Raw genomic sequence first — 18,767 nt, forward strand, 5'->3', positions numbered from 1 at the left:
TCATCGACAACTCCCAGATCCGCGCCCCCGGCCTCCCCCACGGAGCACAGTCGGACTCGGCACACAGCCGTAGAAGCGAACGTATTGTATGCGCGCGCATGCGCGCAACGACATGTTCGTGCCGACGTGCACCGCGAGCGCGGCGGAATGGTGTCAGGCGGCGCCGACGACGATCCTCGGCGTGCCGGCCCAGGCCGCGGCATCCGACGCGTTCCGTCCGTCGACGAGGAGACGGATGCCCGGCACATCCGTCGGCGCGAGGGTGCGGTACAGAGCGTGGTCGGTCTGGAGAACAGCGACATCGGCGGGCTCGCCGAGCGCGTAGGGCTCGAAGCCGAGGCTGCGCAGTTCGTCATCGCTGTACAGCGGGTCGTGGACGAAGACCTCGGCCCCGCGTTCGCGCAGCGCGGCGGCGGTCGGGAACACGCCCGAGAAGGCGGTCTCCTTGACTCCCCCGCGGTACGCCGCCCCGAGGATCACGACACGAAGCCCTTCGAGCGAGCCGAGGATGCCGGCGGCCTGGGCGACGAGCCGCTCGGGCATCGACGCGTTCAGCAGTCGCGCGGTGCGGACGATGTCGGCGTCGGGATCGGTCGAGAGGTACAGCCGCGGGTAGACCGGGATGCAGTGTCCGCCGACGGCGATTCCGGGCCTGTGGATGTGGCTGTACGGCTGCGAGTTGCACGCTTCGATGACCTGGTAGACATCGATGCCGTGCTCCGCGGCGAACAGGCCGAACTGGTTCGCGAGTCCGATGTTGACGTCGCGATAGGTCGTCTCGGCGAGCTTGGCCATCTCGGATGCCTCGGCGCTGCCGAGGTCCCACACGCCGTTCGGGCGCGCGAGGTCGTCGCGCTCGTCGAACTGCAGCACTGCCTCGTAGAACTCGCGGGCGCGGCGCGCGCCCTCTTCGGAGAGCCCGCCGATGAGCTTCGGGTACTTGCGCAGGTCGGCGAACACACGGCCGGTGAGCACGCGCTCGGGTGAGAACACGACGTGGAAGTCGCGACCTTCGACCAAGCCCGAGACCTCTTCGATCATCGGCTTCCAGCGACCGCGGGTCGTGCCGACCGGCAGAGTCGTCTCGTACGAGACGAGGGTTCCGGGCGTGAGGTGCTGCGCGAGCGAGCGGGTCGCGGCATCCATCCACGCGAAGTCGGGCTCCCAGGTCGCGTCGTCGACGAAGAGCGGGACGACGAGGACGACCGCGTCGGCGCCGGGGATCGCCTCGGCGTAATCGGTCGTCGCGCGCAGGCGCCCCGTCGGCACGAGCTCGGTGAGCTTGTCCTGCAGGTGGTCCTCGCCGGGGAAGGGCTCGACCCCCCGATTCACGCTGTCGACCGTTGCGGGATTGACGTCGACGCCGATCACCTCGTGCCCGGAGTCGGCGAACTGGACTGCGAGCGGGAGCCCGATCTTTCCGAGGGCCACGACGGCGATGCGCATGGATTCCAGTCTACGAGGGCCGCCGGGCCATCCGCGCCGACCTCACCCCGGGCACATCTGCCATTCCTCGACCGGCGCGGCGAGCGCTCCCGTTCCGCCCAGCACGCGCGACGTCAGGACGCGGAGCCTCAGCGCCTCGCCCGCGACGTCGGCCGGCACGCACGTCTTCGGGATGACGTACAGCGGCGCCTGTCGGGCTCCTGCGAGCGCCGCGCCCGCGAGGGCGTCGGCGAAGCCCGTCCCCGTCGCGAGGAAGAGCTCTTCGGAGTCGGCGAACGCATGCCGGTTGATCGCGACGGAGGTCGCGTAGCGGCTCGCTCCGGCGAGGCGCGTGACCGTCTGGATGCCCGGGATCTCGGCCGCGGCATCCGCCACCATCTCGCTCACGGCACCCGTGCCGCCCGTGATCAGCACGCGCTGAGCCCCGAGCTCTTCGACCAGCGCGCCGAGCGGCTCGGGCACCCCTGCACCTTTGCCGTCGACCAGCAGGACGGGCGCGCCGGCGGTGGCGGCCGCAGAGCTCGCCGACAGCGCGTCCGGGAAGTCGCGCCCGGTCGCGAGGAAGACATCGTCGACGTCGTCGAAGACGGAGGACACGAGCGCGCGGGATGTCGCGTAACGGTCGGCTCCGGCGATGCGGTCGACCACGGGCGCATACTCTTCGAGCCTCGATTCGACAGCGCGAGAGACCGCGCCGAAGCCGCCGACCACGACGATGCGGTCGGGTTCGAGTCGATCGAGCTCGGCGGCGACCGCGGCAGGGAGTGCGGTCGGTGCCGTCAGCAGCAGCGGCCCGCCTTCTATCGCCGCCGCGGGCGCGGCCGAGAGTGCGTCGGGGTAGTTCGCGCCCGTCGCGAGGTAGACGACCGGCACGCCGGGACCGAAACCCTCCTTGGAGATCTCGACGCCCGTCGCATAGCGATCGCGCCCCGCATGGCGCTCGACGGTCATCGCGGGGGCGAGAGCCAGCCCGCCCAGTTGGGCGGAGCTCATGTCGGTCACGCGCCGTCCGAGCAGCTCCTGCGGGAGTCCCCCCGAGTTGTCGGGATAGTAGACGCCCGCCGGGCTCTCGAATCGCAGGGTGCGCAGGGACCCGTCCTCCGCCAACCCGAAGAGCGGCGCAGCGTGCCCGAAACCCGACTCGATGCGCGCGACCGCGTCGCCGGCGAGCCGCCGACTGCCGGCGAAGTTGTGCGTGCCGCTGAGGTTTCCCGCCCAGCCGAAGAACGACCCCGACGCCGTCGTCGCCCACACCTCGTAGAGATCCGCGTCGACCGTGACGAACGGGTCGGTCGAGGTCATCGTCGCCCACGGATAGGCGTAGTCGCCGTGCTGGACGAACCACGACACGATCTCGCCATCGCCACGAAGGGCCGTCGCCTGCAGCCCGCCGGAGTCCACGGCGACGAAGTCGCTCGTCGCGAAGCGCGGCGGCACGGGCACTTCGCCCAGCGCACACGTGCTGTCGGGGTCTCCGTGGCCGCCGTACCAGCCGCGATTCCACACGCTGAGCGAACCGTCGGTCAGGAGCGCGATGCCGTTCGAGACACTCACCTCGACGTCGTCGACCGGTACGCCCAGCAGCGAGCGAGGGATGTCGTTGAGGCAGTCGCCCCATGCGTGCAGCGTGCCGTCGTCGGCGATCGCGACGTTGTAGCCGCTGCCATCCGATCGGATCGCCGCGACGTCGAGGGCGGCGATGCGCTCGGGCACGACCCAGTTCCTTGCGATCACTTCAGGAGTCACCCCGGGGCCGCTCATCCAGTCGTAGCCGCCCCACGCGTGCACGTCGCCGTCGGCATCGAGCGCGAAGGAGCCGCTCTGGCCGCCACCGGCGACATCGATGATGTCCTCGTCGCGCAGTGATTCCGGTGCCGGCTGCCGGTAGGGGAGCCTCCCCGTCGTCGCGCCCTTGGCGTCGACCGAGACGACCGGCAGGCCCGGCGCCACGGCATCCGCACCGACATAGACCTGAACGTCGCCGTCGACCGTGCGCGTGCCGTCGGACACACGGAAGCGGATCACCTCGCCGTTGCGTTCAGGCTCGGCGTCGGCCGTGTAGACGAGGTTCGGCGCCTCACCCGAGAGCGTGCCCAACTGCGGTGACGACGTCACCTGCCACGTCAGCGGATGACCCTCATCGTCGCCGCCGGAGAGGATGATGGGCGTCGACTCCCCCGGCTTCACCTCGACGCTCGTTCGCTGCGTCCACGGTGCGTGATCGCCTGCGGCCGGGTCACGCCACGTCACCGTGACCGAATCGGCAGCCGATCCCACGCGAACGCGGAACGTGACGTCGACTTCATGACCGAAGGTGAAGCACTCCGTCATGACCGTCCCATAGTGGTTGTACATGTTGGGTCGTGTCTGGTCGAAGTCGAGATCGCCTGTGCTGTCCAGCCGCACTGTCATCGGCCCGCCGCCGATCGCACTGCCGTCTGCTCTGCGCGGGACCGCCTCCAGACACACCTCGTCACCCGTACGGGCGGTCTCGTCAGACGCTGTGAGATCGATCGACGCGACGCTCGCGTCCAGCGGCGGCGCGAGCGCACCCTCGAGTCCGTTCGCGACCGCGTCGGTGTCGCGACCGAACTGGTCCACGCCGATCGCGGCTTCGCGGAACTGCTCCGCCTGATAGCGAAGCGTCGCCGCGCTCGAGGCGCCGGGGGCATGAGCGACCTCTTCGAAGTCGAGGTAGCTGCGCTCGACTTCGGCGATCTGCTCCTCGGTCCACCCGGCGGCGAGCGCGAGCGATTCCTCGGCAGGTGTATAGCCCGATGCCGCGACGCGGCGCGCGAACGCCGCATACCCGTCGCGGCCCTCGGTCGTCGGGAAGACGACGGGATCGGTCCACGCGCGCGACGCGGCGTCACCATCACCGGCGAGCGCCGCCGAGGCATCCGCCGACCGTACGAGGGCCCGCTCGAAGTCGCGACTGAAGTCGGAGACAGCGCGGATCTGCATAGCCTCGTACTCGAGTGAGTTCGCAGCCTGAGCCCCCTGATACCGCTCGTATGCGCGCAGGATCGCCCGGCCATAGGCACGCTGCTCCTCCATCGCCTCGACATACTCCTGGAGCGCCGGGCTGCCGAGCCCAGCGGGCACGGTCTGGAACTGCGGCTGCTCGACCGAGGTGAAGTTCGGGTCGGGCGGGTCGAGCTCGATGTCCTTGTGCATCTGCTGCACGTTGCACGCGATTCCCCGGAGCATCCATTCCCACAGCGGCGGCGGTGGGATGTCGACGCCGAAATCCCCGGACGAGCCACCGGAATCGTCGCCGAGAGCGGTCCGGACCGTCTCGATGAGTGTCACGCCGTTCCGGACGGTCGACTTCTTGACGTAGTCGCGCCCGGCCGTCGCCACGTCGCGCACGTTGAAGGCGGTGCATACGGCGCTCGCGCCCCGGGTCGCCTCGCGGGACGCGGCTTTGAACCGTTCCGCGTCCTCCGCGCCCGTCGACGGGGGGCACGCGCCGGGTTCGCACGGGAAGACCGTGAAGACGTCCGATACGTGGTTCGGACTCCAGTTGCCCGACGAGCCGGACTCGCTCAGCAGCTGCCAGTCCCCCGGCAGGAGCCGTGGCCCCGCGATGAGCGAGTACACGGTGCCGATCCCGATCAGGACGTTCGGCGGCCCCATGTTCGCGGGATCGTCGCAATCGGCCGCCCCACCCGCCGGGATGATGCACACCCGCCCGCCGCCCAGGTCGGACAGTCCGATGACGAAGATCGCGTCGTCCTGGTTGAAGCTGTCGACGAGCTCGCCCGCACCGTTCGCCGGCTGCGGATGGTTGAACGCCGCCTCAGCGGCCGGCGGGACCACAGGGACCAATGCGAGCACGAGCGCGAGGAGGACACCGAAGACCAGGAACCGCACCCGCACCGACGTACGATTCATGAGGATCCCCACCCCCTGATCGCGGCTGCCCCAGCAATGCCGTTGCGCAGAAGGTAGTCGGCGCCGATGCGCCCGTCAAGAGCTAGCCCGCTGTCAAAGCCTCGATGACGCGCTCCGCCGCGTGTCCGTCGCCGTAGGGCGTCTCGTCCGTGTCGGCGGGACGCGGACGCGAGACGCCCGCCGCGATCTCCGCCGCGGTGTCGGCCAGAACGTTCCACCCCAGCTCGATCGTCTCGACCCACTCGGTCTCGGTGCGCACCGTCGTGCACGGCACGCGCAGCAGGAAGGCCTCCTTCTGCAGGCCGCCCGAGTCGGTGACGACGCCGGCACTCGCCTGCACGGCGGCGATGAGATCGGGATACGCGAGCGGCGCATGCGCGTGGAGCGAACCCTGCGTCAGATCGATTCCGTGCGCAGCGGCCTTCGCGACGACGCGCGGATGAGCGAGGAGGATGACCGGGCGGTCGAGACCTGCGAGACCCTCGACGACCGCACGCAGGCGCTCCGGATCGTCGGTGTTCTCGGCGCGGTGGATCGTCGCGACGTAGAAGCCTTCGGGCTCGAGCCCGAGCTCTTCCACCAGCACCGACGGGGCGCCGGCGAGGCCGTCCCGCACGTCGAAGAGGACGTCGGTCATGACGTCGCCCACGAGGATCGTCCGCTCCGCGAGACCCTCATGCGCGAGATGGTCGACCGCGACCTGCGTCGGGGCGAGCAGCAGGTCGGCCGCATGGTCGGTGAGCACGCGGTTGTGCTCCTCGGGCATCCGGCGATTGAAGGAACGCAGTCCCGCCTCGAGGTGCGCGACGGGGAAGTGGAGCTTGACCGCGCTCAGTGCCGCGGCGACGGTCGAGTTCGTGTCGCCGTACACGAGCACCCAATCCGGCTGATGCTCGTCGAACACCGCGTCGAGGGCCGCGAGCATCGAGCCCGTCTGAACGCCGTGACTGCCGCTGCCCACCCCGAGGTGCACGTCGGGCGCGGGGATGCCGAGGTCCTCGAAGAACACATCCGACAGCATCGCGTCGTAGTGCTGGCCCGTGTGGACGATGACGTGCTTCACACCAGCCGCGGCCGCCGCATGTGCGATCGGAGCGAGCTTGACGAACTGGGGGCGCGCGCCGACGACGCTGACGATCTTCACGGGACCCCAGTCTACGTTCGCGACCGCGGCCCGCCGTGTCAGAAGACGCGCCGCACGAACGGGACACGTCGCGCGAGGACCGTCACGACGAAGGACAGCACGACGACGGCCGCCCACATCGCTCCCGCGCCCCACAGGGTGCTGCTCGCCGCCTCGGCGAATGCGGGGAAGACCATGCGCAGGACGACGATGAAGGCGAAGTGCACGAGGAAGACCCCGAAAGCCGCGTCCGAGATCGTCTGCAGGAACCGCGATGTGCGCGGACGCGGCGTCCACGCGGCGAGGGCGGAGCGCACCACGACGAAGATGCACAGTGTCGCGATCGCCGTGAACGGCCCCAGGTAACCGGCGGGGGCGACCGCGCGCAGGAGCGGGAACGCCGGCGTCAGGCCGTACTGCACGACGACCTCGGCCAGGCACAGCACCGCCACGAGCGCCGCGATCACGACACCGCGGCGGCGCAGGACGACGTCCTTCAGCGCCCAGCCGGCGAGGAAGTACCCGACGTAGGGCACCCACTGGGTGAACGCGTTGAGCGCGATCGGGCGCGGTTGCCCTGCCAACGCGAGCAGCCCCGATGTGCTGTAAGCGAGAACGGATGCCGCGAGGACCACCCCGGCGAAGATCAGCGCCCGCCGCTGGCCGCCTTGAGCGAGGAAGGCCGCGAGCACAGGGGCCACCACATAGAGCCCGACGATGAGCCACAGGAAGTACAGGTGCGTGTACGGGTGCCCTTGAAGCAGAAGCGCCGCGATCTGCGTCGGACCGAGGTCGTGTCCGCTCAGGATGATCCTCACGACGAGGATGTAGAAGATCGGCCAGAACACGACCGCCGGGCCGAGTCGGAGCACGCGACGACGGTAGAACTGCCCCGGCCCCGCAGCCTGCAGGCGTGGCGCGAGGACCAGGGCGCCGCTGACCATCACGAACGCCGGCACGACCCAGACGAATCCGAGGTCGATCGCGACCGCCGTCCACCACGTCTTGCCGCCGCGCACGGCGTCGTTCGTGACGATCGCGCCGAAGACGTGGATCGCGACGACGCCGAGCACCGCCAGGATGCGCAGGACGTCGAGCGACGGCTGACGCGCGACGGCCGGAGAGTCGGCGCTCGTGCGAGGAGTGGACACGAGGCACCATGGTAGTCGGCCGCCCGCATCCCGATTGATAACGTGAACCGGTGCGCATCCTCGTCGTGACTCCGTGGTTCCCGACGGATCGGTCACCCGCGTCCGGGCTCTTCGTCGCCCGCGAAGCGCACGCGCTCGCCGAGGCGCACGACGTCCACGTCCTCCACCTCGACTGGACCGGGGCCTCCGACGCCGAGACCGCTGCCGTGGGTCTCGATGTGTCGCGCGTCTCCCTGCGTCGCACCCGCCCGGCCGACTTCGCGCGCGCGCGGCGACTCGTGCGCGAGGCGGCTGCGGGAGCGGACGTCGTGCACACCCACGCTCTCACGGGTCTGCTGCCCTGGCTCCGCGGGAGGCCCGCCGACCGCCCGTGGGTGCACTCCGAGCACTGGTCGGGCCTCACAGCCCCCGAGACGCTCGGCGTCGGGGAGCGGATGCTGCTGCGCCCCCTTCGACGCGTGCTCGCTCGCCCCGAGGCCGTGATCGCCGAGAGCCGACGCCTCGCCGCGGCGATCCGCCCGCACCGGCACGGCACCGTCGAGATCGTTCCGTGCGTCGTCCCCGCCGCGCCCGCCGTCGCGTGGCCGCAGGGCGACCGCCTGCTCGCCGTGGGCGGCCTCATCCCCCGCAAGGGACCGCTGCTCGCCGTCGGCGCGCTCGCCGCGCTCATCGCCCGCGGGCGTCCGGCGACCCTGACGTGGATCGGCGAAGGCCCCGAGCGCGAGAGCGCGCACGCCGAGGCGGAGCGGCTCGGCGTCTCCGGTGCCCTGCGCCTCACCGGCGCTCTGCCGTCCGCCGACGTCGAGCGCGCCTTCGCGGAAGCGCGTCTGTTCGTGCTCCCGACGCAGGGCGACAACTTCTGCGTCGCCACGGCCGAGGCGCTCACCCACGGGCGCCCGATCGTCAGTGGCGCAGCGACGGGAGCGGTCGACTATTCGCATCCCTCCGTGAGCAGGTTCGTCGATGTGCAGACGCCGCGGGCGTACGCCGACGCGATCGAGGACCTTCTGACCGCCACGTCAGCGATGACTCCGCACGACGTCTCGGCGACCGTGGCGGATGCCTTCACTCCGACCACGGTGCGCGAAGGCATCGAACGCGTCTATCGCTCGATCGGGGTTCCGGCATGAGCGATCCGGCCGTCGACGTCGTCATCCCCGTGCACGACCTCTCGCGTCCCGTCGCGCGCGCCGTCGGGTCGGTGGTGCTGTCGACGGGCGCCGACGTGCGGGTGAGCGTCGTCGCCCATGGCCTGGAACCCGGCGATGTCGAGGGCGCTCTCGGCTCTCTCGCAGCGCGGCCGGACGTCCGCGTGCTGGGCTTCGCGGACGGCATCCCGAGCCCCGCCGGCCCCTTCAACGCGGGATTGGATGCCGCGACCGCCCGGTTCACATCGGTCATGGGCTCCGATGACACCCTCGCGCCGGGAGCGATCGATTCGTGGCTGCGGCGCGCCGAGCGCGACCGCGCCGACGTCGTGATCTCGCGACTGCGCCACGCGGCGGGTGCCGCTGTCCCGACCCCGCCGACCCGACCGCGGTCGCGCGCGGCCCTCGATCCCGTGCGGGATCGCCTGAGCTATCGCTCCGCACCGCTCGGACTCGTCTCACGCGCCCGATTCGGTGGGCTGCGCTTCGCCGCCGGCATCCCCGTCGGCGAAGATCTGCCCTACGTGACGCGACTGTGGTTCTCGGGGGCGGGAATCTCGTACGACCGCACCGGGCCGGCCTACCTGATCCACGACGACGCCGCGGGGCGGACGACCTTCGCTCCCCGTCCGCTCGCCGAGACCTTCGCGTTCCTCCCCGCGGTGCTGGACGATCCGTGGTTCGGTGAACTGCCCACAGCGTCCCGGCAGTCCGTGATCGTGAAGTTCATCCGCATCCATCTCTTCGGCGCCATCACGCAGCGCCTCGATCCCGCCGCGTGGACACCGTCGGAGCGGACGACGCTGCGTGCCACCGCGGTGGCGATGCTCGCCGCGGGCGAAGGCATCGAGCGGGTGCTGTCGCGGCGCGACCGCGATCTGCTCGACGCCGCGCTCGATCCCTCGATCCCCGCGGAGCGGCTCATCCGTGCGGCGACCCTGCGACGGCAGTTCGCGCACCTGGGGTCGCTCGTCCCCCGATCGCTGTCGCGGCTGCTGCATCGGGAAGGCCCCGTGCGGTTCGCCGCGGCATCGGCGCTGCAGATGAGCTGAGCGCGTTCAGGCAGCCGCGAGGGCGTCGATCGCCCGCTTCCAGACGGCCACCTGGCTCTCGCTGGACAGCTCGCGCGCCGACGCGTGCGACGCTGCCTTCATCGCCGCGACGGACGCGGCCGTCAGCGCGTCGATCGCCTCGCTCAGCGCAGGCGCCGTGAAGTCCGACGCCACGGCGCCGATGCCGTAGCGGCGGACGTAGTCGGCCATCTCGGGCGATGGTCCGACGAGCACCGCCAGCCGCGCCTGCACGTAGTCGAAGATCTTGTTCGGGAGCGCCCACCGGTTGTTGAAGTTGACGGGCGGCAGGACGTGCACACCGACGTCGAATCGCCGCAGAGTCTCAGCCAGTTCGGCGTACGGCACGGGCGCGTTGAGCCGAATGCGACCGCCCGCCCGCGCGGCGGACTCCCGCAGCTCGGCGAGATACACCTCGTCGTTCGGCGTGAGATACAGATCCAGAGTGGCGCCCGACGCCGCGCCGACGACCCCGTCGATGAGGGTGCCCAGATGGCGATTGCGAAGCGCCGCACCGGAATGCACGAGACGCAGCGGCTCGCCGACCGGCGTCGGCTCGGCATCCGCGTACGGCGCCGCGTTCGTCACGATCTCGGGGAGGAACCCGAACCTTCGCTCGTACTCCCGCGCGATCCCGCTGCTGACCGTGGTCCAGGAAGCCGCGCGCGCGACGTATCGTCGCGTCATCCACTCGATGAACGGACGCACGAACCAGCGGAAGCGCGGCGACTCGTCATGCTGCCGCGGCGAGTACTCGTGCAGATCGGCGTGCACGCCCTTGACGGGTGCCAGCGACAGCGCGAGGGGGACGGCATCCACATCGTCGGCCAGCACGACGTCGAACCGGCGCCCGGCGAGCTGCCCGGCTGCAGACGCGATCGCCTGATTCTTGCGATATGCCCAGCGGTACTGGCGCAGCACGACCGCGAGGCGCGGATATCGCCAGATCGCGAACTCGTCCGGAATGCGGACGTGGTCGGCGACGCCCGTGGGCGCCTCGCCGTACCCGCACGTCGTGACCTCGTACTCGTCCCGCAGCAGCGCGACCTGCTTGAGGACGCGGGCATCCGACGCGATCGGCGAGAAGGAGAGGATCAGCACTCGCGAGCGCGCGTCGGGACTGGGCACCGTCCGACGCTACCAGCGCGCGATCGTCACGATGCTTCTCCCGCCGTCCGCACGAGCTCCGCCGCGCGGGGTCCCGTCACCTGCACGTCGAACTCGCGCTCCCACAGGCGCCGCGGTCGGTACGCGTCGTCCGGGGCATCCAGCACCGCACGGATCACTTCCGCAAGAGCGCGGGCGGACACCTCGCGGGGCACGAGCTCTCCGGTTCCCAGGTCCGGTCCGACGATCTCGGGCGTCCCCCCGACCGACGTCGCGACGATCGGGATGCCGCGGGCGATCGCCTCCATGATGCTCACCGGGACGCCCTCGGTCGTGCTGGCGTTGACGAACACGTCGACGCGGGTCGTGTCATAGAAGTCGGTGACGGCGGCGTTCGGCGTACGGCCCGCCAGCTCGACGGTCAGTCCCTCGGGGAGCTCTGCGGCCGCCGCGGCGAGCTCGTCCGCAAGCGGCCCGTCACCGAAGTGCACCCACCGCACGGGTCGGTCGGCTGAGAGCCCCGGAAGCACCTTGAGCGCCGAGAGGATGAGTCCGACACGTTTGAGGTCCGACACGGCGGAGCAGGAGACGACGAGCCGCTCCCCCGCTCGCGGCGACCGCTCGAGCACGCGCGGTCCGGGCACACCGAGGCGGCTCACGCGGATCTTCGCCGCGACGCCGCGCTGCGGGTGGCGCTCGGCGACATAGCGCGCGCCGTCCTGCGAGATCGTCAGGATGCGATCCGCCCGGTCGAACAGGAAAGGGCGGAACGGCAGGTACCCGCTCGCCGATCGGTACTCGTACAGGTCGTACCCGTGGACGCGCACCACACGGGCATCCACCCCCCGCACCCAGGGCACGGCCAGACCGCCGCCCATCCCCCAGAAGCCGTACGCGACGATGCGGTCGGCGCCGGCGACCGCATCGCGCACGGCGCGCCGATTCGCCTGCGTCACGCCGACGCGCGCCGCCATGAGGAAGAGCCGTGCGTGGCGCAGCAGTCGCCCCGCGCGCAGCTCCGCCCAGGCCGCACGTGCGATGAGACCCAGGTAGCGCGGCGTCAGCGGCGTCCAGATCCGGTCCTCCGGTACGGGGACGAAGAGGTTGCCGCCCAGGGCGACGTTGCCCGGCATCTCGACGACGCCCGCCGAGGTGTCGCGAGCGTGGCAGAAGACGACGACGTCGTCGAACGTCGCCGCGAGATCTCGGATCTCCTTCTCGACGAAAACGGCATCACCCGAGGCATACGGGTAATCGTTCGTGAAGAGCAGGAGCCGCGACGTCATCGCTTGCGTGCCATGAGCCCGTCGATGAGGCGCTCCCACACGTCGACCTGCCGTTCGCCGGCGAGCTCCGGCGCACAGTCGTTCGCGTTCGCCTTGAACCGCGTGACGGACTCGACGCTCAGCCGCTCGATCGCCGCCGTCGTCGCCTCGAGCGTGAAGTCCGCTGCGACCTCGCCGATGCCGTACTGATCGACGTAGTACTCCATCTCGACCGAGGGCCCGATGATGACTCCGAGGCGCGACTGCACGTAGTCGAACAGCTTGTTCGGGAGCGCCAGCTTGTTGTTGAAGTTGATCGGCGGCAGGACGTGGATGCCCATGTCGTACTCATTGAGCGTGTCGGCCAACTCGGCATACGGCACGGGATCGTGCACGGTCACGCGGCGCGAACGGGCGGCGAAGTCCTTCAGCTCCTGCAGGTAGGGCGGGTCGTTCGCCGTGAGGTAGAAGTCCAGCGTGACGTCGTTGGCGGCGGCCTCGACGGCTTCGGCCATGATGTGCAGGTTGCGGTTGCGCAGGCACGCACCGCTGTGCACGATGCGGATCGGCTCGTTCACCGATCCCGGCGTGTAGTCGTGCCCCGGCGCGGCGTTGGTGACGAGTTCGGCGCGGAAGCCGAAGTTCTTCTCGTACTCGTCGACGATCCCGCGGCTCACCGTCGACCACGCGTCGGCCTTCGTGACGTATCGCCGCACGACCCATTCGAACCACGGCGTGATCCGCTCGAACCAGGCCGGATTGTCATCGTGCAGGCGGGGGCTGTACTCGTGCAGATCCGCGAGCACGCCGTGCCGCGGCCGGAGTTTCACCGCGACCGGGACGGCCTCGACGTCGTTGGCGATCGCGACGTCGAATCTGCGCCCTTTGAGGTGGGCTTTGGACCACACCACCGCCGAGAGCTTCCAATAGACCTTCCGGTACCGCTTCAGCGTGATGAGCTTGCCGTCGAGGTCGTTGTAGCGTTCTTCGATCGGAATCTCGATGTGCTCCACGACGCCTTCGGGAGCCGGACCGTACCCGCACGTCGTGACGTCGTAGTCCTGCGTGAAGCGGGCGACTTGCTTGAGCAGGCGGGCATCGCGCGCGATCGGCGAGTAGGACAGAATCAGCATCGTCGGTCGTCGCGTCATGGACGGGTGGCCTTTCGTTCGCGATTCAGAACGTAGAGAACATAGCGGCGCAGCGTGGACTCGCGCGCGAAGCTGTGGATCAGGTCGGGCGTCAACCAGCGCTCACGCCGGCCCGCGCGGGCGGCGTGGGCGACAGCATCCACCACCCCGACGACGTCGGGGTGGTCGCGAAGAGTGTCGAGGATGCCGCGGTCCTGGATGTTGAACGGGGCGAGCGTCCGCGGCGCAAGCGCCTGCAGCCGCGCGAGCAGGTCTGCAAGGGAGCGCACCTCGGCATCCCCGTCCCAGTCCTCGGGCTTCGGTCGGGCACGCGCGTAGCCGATGACGCTCACCCTGATCAGCTTCACGGCGAGCGCGCGGCGATGCGCGGCCCCGAGGCTCGCGGCGACGCCCTCGTCGAGCAGTCGGCTGATCGGTGCGAACGTCTCCTCGATCGTCAGCCGCGCGTGGGTCGTGCGCTCGGCAGCGTCCACGCCGATCACGTAGCACGGCGATCCGGGTGCACGATCGACCCTCGACGACTGCGCGAAGAGGCGGATCCCGAATTCGAAGTCCTCGCCGACGCGCACGCCCTCCGTCATCCGGAGCCCCATCGCGCGCATGGTCGCCGTGCGGATGAGGCCGAGCGGGGCCGTGCGGTAGAACAGCCGGTCTTTCGCGGCGTCCAGGCGGCGACGGCGTCGCAGTCGTGCGAGCGGGTTCGGCATGACGGGCAGACCGTCGATGCGGATCGCCCCGATGAGCGCATCCGGACTCTCTCGACGCGCGTGGGCGACCCATCGCGACATCGTCCCCGCCTCGAGGAAGTCGTCCGACCCCATCACCGAGCAGTACTCCGCATCGACGAGGTCGAGCCCGCGGTTGAATGGGCCGGCCGGGCTGCGGATGCCGTCGGAGAACTCCTCGACGCGCCAGGCACCGTCGATGCCCGCGAGTCGCTCGGCGAGGGGCTCCCCCGGAATCCCGTGCGCGACGACCGTGACCCGCACGTCGTCACGCACGTCGGGGTCGGCCAGCACGGATCGCACCGCGCGCTCGAGCGGACGCGAGGGGTCGTGGCACGCGATCACGACATCGACGAACGGCATCACGTGAGCCCGGCCAGCTGGGCCTGCTCGGCGAAGTTCGGCACCGCGGCCACGAGCTCTTCGAATGTCCCCCGCGCCGCGATCGTGCCGTCCTGGAGGAAGCAGATCTGGTCGCTGTCGCGGATCGTCGAGAGGCGGTGCGCGACGGAGATGATCGTGACCTCGCCCTTGAGTCCGCGGATGGATGCCGTGACCAGCGACTCGGTCTTGGTGTCGAGGGCGCTCGTGGCCTCGTCGAGGACGAGGATGAGCGGGTCGCTGTAGAGGGCGCGGGCGATCCCGAGCCGCTGCCGCTGACCGCCCGACAGAGCGAGTCCGCGTTCGCCGATCCGACCGCGCATGCCGCCGTCGCGCGCTTCCACGGTGCCCCACAGCTGAGCCTTCTCGAGAGCAGCGCGGACTTTGTCGAAGTCGATGTCGTCGTCCTCCCACGACAGCGCGACGTTCTGCGCGATCGTGCCGTCGAAGAGGGCGACCTCCTGCGGAACATAGCCGACCCGCGCGCGCCACGCAGCGAGGACGTCGACGAGGTCCTGGTCGTCGACGCGCATCGTGCCGCGCTGGGGGACGAGAAGCCCGAGGAGGACGTCGACGAGCGTGGACTTGCCGGCGCCCGAGGACCCCACGAGCGCGAGCGAGGTTCCGATGGGGATGTCGAGATCGATGCCGTGCACGGCCGGGGTGTCCTCGTGCCCGGGGTAGCCGAACGATACATCGCGCAGGCGCAGGTGCGTGGGCTCACCGACGATGGGCTCGCGCCCGAGCTTCTCGGCCGCCGCGATGTGGATCTGCGAGGCCTTGATGTCGAAGATCACGGCCTGCACATGCGGGACGTTGGCGGTCGTCGTCACGACGATCGACTGGAAGCCCGTGAGCGACGGGACGAGCCGGAATCCGGCGACGGCGAACAGCGCGACCGAGGCGATGGCCGACTGCATGCCGCCCGTGAGATAGCCGAGGGCGCCGACGAGGAGGAATCCGCCGACGAGGGCGGCGTTGAGCACGAACGACGGCAGCGATCCGAGGAAGTTCATGTTCGCGCGGGCGCGCGTGCTGAAGGACCGGTTGTACTGGATGACGTCGGCGACCTCGGAGATCTTGTTGCGGAGGGTGATCTCTTTGAGGGCCTGCATCATCTCGGTCATGAGTGCGACCGTCTTGAGGGAGTAGTCGCGCGAGACGCGACCGGCCTGCACGGACCGCGCAGACACGACCCAGTAGAGGAGCGCCATGATGCCACCGAGGTACGCGACCGTGATGAGAGCGGTCAGCGGCTGCGCCACGACGATGATGGCGAGGATCAGGACGAAGCTCACGATGAGCGCGGGCAGCTGGATGATCGGCAGGAGGAAGCCGGTTGTGGCGTTGGCGATCCCGACGTCCGCGATCCGGACGATCTGCGACGTGTTGCGGGCGAGCCGGTGGGTCCAGGGCGACTTGATGTACGAATCGAACAGCTGACGGCCGATCTCGAGTTCGAAGGATGCGAACCGACGTGTCGCGAACCACTGCTGCAGCAGCGCGAGCACCGACTTCACGAGGATCAGCACCGCGACGACGGCGAAGACCCAGATGAACGACTCGGGGCCGACCGTGCCGATCACGGGTAGTCGGATCGGCGCACCCGAGATCATCGGCGCGAGGCTCACTGCCAGCAGCATGATCGCCGTGATGTCCAGGACCGTCAGCAGGCACGACACGATCACGTATCGCACGAGGTAGCGGCGCGCGTCGACGGGGAGCCACACCATGAGTTCACGGAACGTGCCAGCTACGAGCTTCATGCGCGCGCCGAATCGATCGATGAAAGCAGCGGCATCCGTCTAGTGTCCCACGTCGCTCCTGAACGGCGGATCCGACCGGATGCCGAGGAACCCGCGCAACGCGTCCGCGCTCCGGCGGCCATCGTGGACCTCCCTCACGAACGCGGGACCCCGCGCCGCACGATCGACGAACGGTGCCGGGTCGGCGACGACCTCGCGAAGGAGCGCCTCGAGCTCGTCGGCCCGCGCCTGGACGACGGGAAGATCGAGACCGGTGCGCTCGCGGACGATGCGCCTCGTCTGCTCGGCGACATGACTGATCACGACGCGCCCCGCGGCCATCGCCTCGCACGTCGCGACGCCGTAGATGCCGAGCGAGAACTGGTCGAGCACGATGTCCGCGTCGCCGTAGACGCTCGGCATCCGGTCGGCCGGCACGCCGTGGATCTCGCGGTATTCGATGAGTCCCTCTTCGTCGAGACGCCGCAGCGCCGGGGCGACCAGGGCGCTCCCCTTGAGTCCGCTGTTGCTCGGAGCGTGGACGACGATCGGCCGCTCGCGCGACAGCGGCGGCTGCTTCGCCGCCCGACCCCAGCGGTCGACGTCGACGACGACGGGCAGCCACTCGGCGCCGGGAAGCTCGCCCAGCAGATCGGGCGTGGAGACGAACACAGGCAGACCCGCGGCATCGGCGAGGGCGTGATTGCGCGCCGTGATCTCTTCGAGCCGACCGCTGTCGTCGTAGCCGCCCGCGTGGAACGGCGAGTCCCGCTCGACCTGCGCGTGGGCGCTCGGGCGCCTGATGTCGCTCCCATGAAAGAGGAGCGCGACGCGGATGCCCGCAGCGGTCATCATGTCGAGTTGGCCGCTCACCGTGCCGTCGGTGCCGAACAGGTGCCGACCCGATTCGACGATCACATGCGTGAACCTCCGCAGGACGGCGCGGCGCTGGCGGGCGCGCCAGAACCCGTTCGTGCGGAAGAGCACGGTGTCCACTACGTGGTCCGCGGGATACGCGAACACGTCCTGCGGAGTGCGGTACATGAAGTCCGACGCGGAGACTCCCGGCAGTCGCTCTGCGGCGCGCGCCCACGCGTATCCCTGCCCCGCAGAGTTGACGGGACCGATCAGCAGTCGGACGGGGGTGCGACCGGACGACGTCGTCCCCGCGGCGCGCGCGGCCCGTCGGTCCTGCCGACGGCGCCACGAGCGCTGCACGAGGGGGATGCGCTGCAGGCGGATTCTCAGCGCACGGAGCATGAGTCGACCCTAGCGATGCCGTCGCCCTATCCCGATCACCAGCATCCTGCGAGCGATGCGACCTCGTCCCCCAAGACGAGACGGCCGCCGACGAGGGTCACGCGATCCCAGCCTCCGATGTAGTGGCTGCCCGGGGCCGGGATGCAGGTCGTGGTCGCGAGGTAGACGGCGCCGCCGGTGAACTTGGAATCGCGCGCGAGCTTGCCCGCCAGCGGGATCGCGGCGAGCGCGTCGGCGTAGCCGGTTCCCGAGACCACGAGCGCCTGTGTCGGGATGCCCTCGAACTTCCGGCCGAAGTAGGTCGTGTTGATCCCCGTGGCCGTGTGATAGCGGCTGCCGGTCAGCGCCGAAGCCCGTTCGGCGACGTCGAGCCGGTTCTCGAGCTGGTCGAGGATGCCGTCGCTCACCGCTCCGGCGCCACCCGCCACCATGGCTTTCGAGACACCGAGATCATCGATCAGCGCGATCGTGGGTGCATCCAGGCGGTCCGCCTTTCCATCGACGATGATGACCGGCTCGCCGAACGCGGCGGACGCCGCGCCGCCGGCGAGCGCGTCGGGGAAGTCCAGCCCCGTCGCGATCAGGGTCCGCGTCACGCGGATCGGCCCCGTGAAGGCGTCGCGGACGATCTTCCGCCCCGTCTCGTAGCGGTCGATGCCGCCGAGCCGTGTCACGGACGTCCCCGGCCGCACGAGCGCGTCGACCTGCGCGGCGACGGCGGCTGAGACGGCACCCGTGCCGCCCGCGATGATGACGCGTTCCGGGTCGAGCCTGGCGATCTCGGCGGCCACCGCCGACGGGATCTCGGTCTTCTTCACCAGCAGCAGCACGCCCTCGCGGACGCTCGCCGCCGGGCCGGCGGTCAGCGCATCGGGGAACGACTCACCACTCGCGAGATAGACGACGGGGGCGCGGGTACCGGCGGGGATGACGCGCTGCGAGACCTGGACCGAGGTCGAGTAGCGGTCGGGGCCTGAGATGCGACCACTCGCGACGGACGACGAGAACGTCACCGGGGCGGGTTCGACCGCGGGCCCCGGCAGCTCGACGACGGACGGGTCGTCGACGGGGGCATCGGCGTGCGCGGCCATCGGGAGGCCCGTGACGACGAGTGCGAGTGCTGCGGCGAGAGCCGCGATACGAGCGTGACGGACCCGCTGGAAAGTGGACATGACGATTCCTCTCGGATGATTCGGCGGATGAGCCGAAGCAAACGTAGGCAGGCGTGGGCCACCGCTTCGTCCGAAACGATGCACATCCGTAGTCGTGCGTCCGAATACCGTGCTGTGGAGGAGAGG

The 18,767-nt window shown here is 70.1% G+C and carries 13 protein-coding genes; 2 read left to right on the top strand and 11 right to left on the bottom strand.

The window, feature by feature from the left end; all coding sequences use genetic code 11:
• Positions 1–153: 153 nt before the first annotated feature.
• The 4 genes from MA876_RS14105 to MA876_RS14120 form a co-directional block, all read right to left on the bottom strand.
• The gene (locus MA876_RS14105; RefSeq protein WP_248150619.1) at positions 154–1,446 is read right to left on the bottom strand and encodes a nucleotide sugar dehydrogenase; all 1,293 of its coding nucleotides are present in this window, start codon (positions 1,444–1,446) and stop codon (positions 154–156) included.
• A 42-nt stretch (positions 1,447–1,488) separates the two neighbouring features.
• A complete protein-coding gene (locus MA876_RS14110) occupies positions 1,489–5,343 on the bottom strand; it encodes a cell wall-binding repeat-containing protein (RefSeq protein WP_248150624.1) in 3,855 nt (1,284 codons plus the stop codon).
• An 82-nt stretch (positions 5,344–5,425) separates the two neighbouring features.
• Entirely contained in the window at positions 5,426–6,487 is a 1,062-nt protein-coding gene (gene wecB, locus MA876_RS14115; RefSeq protein WP_248150638.1) for a non-hydrolyzing UDP-N-acetylglucosamine 2-epimerase, read from the bottom strand.
• Between the two features lie 38 nt (positions 6,488–6,525).
• Positions 6,526–7,617, bottom strand: a complete 1,092-nt coding sequence (locus tag MA876_RS14120) for an acyltransferase (protein WP_248150641.1) — start codon at positions 7,615–7,617, stop codon at positions 6,526–6,528.
• A 50-nt stretch (positions 7,618–7,667) separates the two neighbouring features.
• Here MA876_RS14120 and MA876_RS19335 point away from each other — a divergent pair, with 50 nt between their 5' ends.
• Both MA876_RS19335 and MA876_RS14130 read left to right on the top strand, forming a co-directional pair.
• Positions 7,668–8,747, top strand: coding sequence for a glycosyltransferase family 4 protein (locus MA876_RS19335; protein ID WP_248150644.1), 1,080 nt, complete (start codon positions 7,668–7,670; stop codon positions 8,745–8,747).
• Entirely contained in the window at positions 8,744–9,817 is a 1,074-nt protein-coding gene (locus MA876_RS14130) for a glycosyltransferase (protein ID WP_248150647.1), read from the top strand. Before MA876_RS19335 ends, MA876_RS14130 begins: the two co-directional genes overlap by 4 nt.
• Positions 9,818–9,823: 6 nt before the next feature.
• On the opposite strand, the gene MA876_RS14135 is transcribed toward MA876_RS14130, so the two are convergent.
• The 7 genes from MA876_RS14135 to MA876_RS14165 are packed head-to-tail and all read right to left on the bottom strand — an operon-like array spanning position 9,824 to position 18,641.
• Complete coding sequence (locus MA876_RS14135; protein ID WP_248150650.1) at positions 9,824–10,963, bottom strand: glycosyltransferase family protein; 1,140 nt, start codon at positions 10,961–10,963, stop codon at positions 9,824–9,826.
• Between the two features lie 26 nt (positions 10,964–10,989).
• Positions 10,990–12,228 carry a glycosyltransferase gene (locus MA876_RS14140; RefSeq protein ID WP_248150654.1) on the bottom strand — a complete coding sequence of 413 codons (1,239 nt, stop codon included), beginning with the start codon at positions 12,226–12,228 and terminating at the stop codon, positions 10,990–10,992.
• Positions 12,225–13,340, bottom strand: a complete 1,116-nt coding sequence (locus tag MA876_RS14145; RefSeq protein ID WP_248150657.1) for a glycosyltransferase family protein — start codon at positions 13,338–13,340, stop codon at positions 12,225–12,227. The genes MA876_RS14140 and MA876_RS14145 overlap by 4 nt, the downstream gene beginning before the upstream one ends.
• Positions 13,341–13,354: 14 nt before the next feature.
• Positions 13,355–14,446 (bottom strand): glycosyltransferase family protein, encoded by a 1,092-nt coding sequence (locus MA876_RS14150; RefSeq protein WP_248150660.1) that lies wholly within the window; start codon positions 14,444–14,446, stop codon positions 13,355–13,357.
• Positions 14,446–16,230, bottom strand: a complete 1,785-nt coding sequence (locus tag MA876_RS14155; protein WP_248150662.1) for an ABC transporter ATP-binding protein — start codon at positions 16,228–16,230, stop codon at positions 14,446–14,448. Before MA876_RS14155 ends, MA876_RS14150 begins: the two co-directional genes overlap by 1 nt.
• 39 nt (positions 16,231–16,269) lie before the next feature.
• Positions 16,270–17,469, bottom strand: coding sequence for a glycosyltransferase (locus MA876_RS14160; RefSeq protein WP_248150665.1), 1,200 nt, complete (start codon positions 17,467–17,469; stop codon positions 16,270–16,272).
• Between the two features lie 35 nt (positions 17,470–17,504).
• The gene (locus MA876_RS14165) at positions 17,505–18,641 is read right to left on the bottom strand and encodes a cell wall-binding repeat-containing protein (protein ID WP_248150668.1); all 1,137 of its coding nucleotides are present in this window, start codon (positions 18,639–18,641) and stop codon (positions 17,505–17,507) included.
• Positions 18,642–18,767: the final 126 nt, after the last annotated feature.

This window comes from Microbacterium aoyamense (genome assembly GCF_023155855.1).
GTDB lineage: Bacteria > Actinomycetota > Actinomycetes > Actinomycetales > Microbacteriaceae > Microbacterium > Microbacterium aoyamense.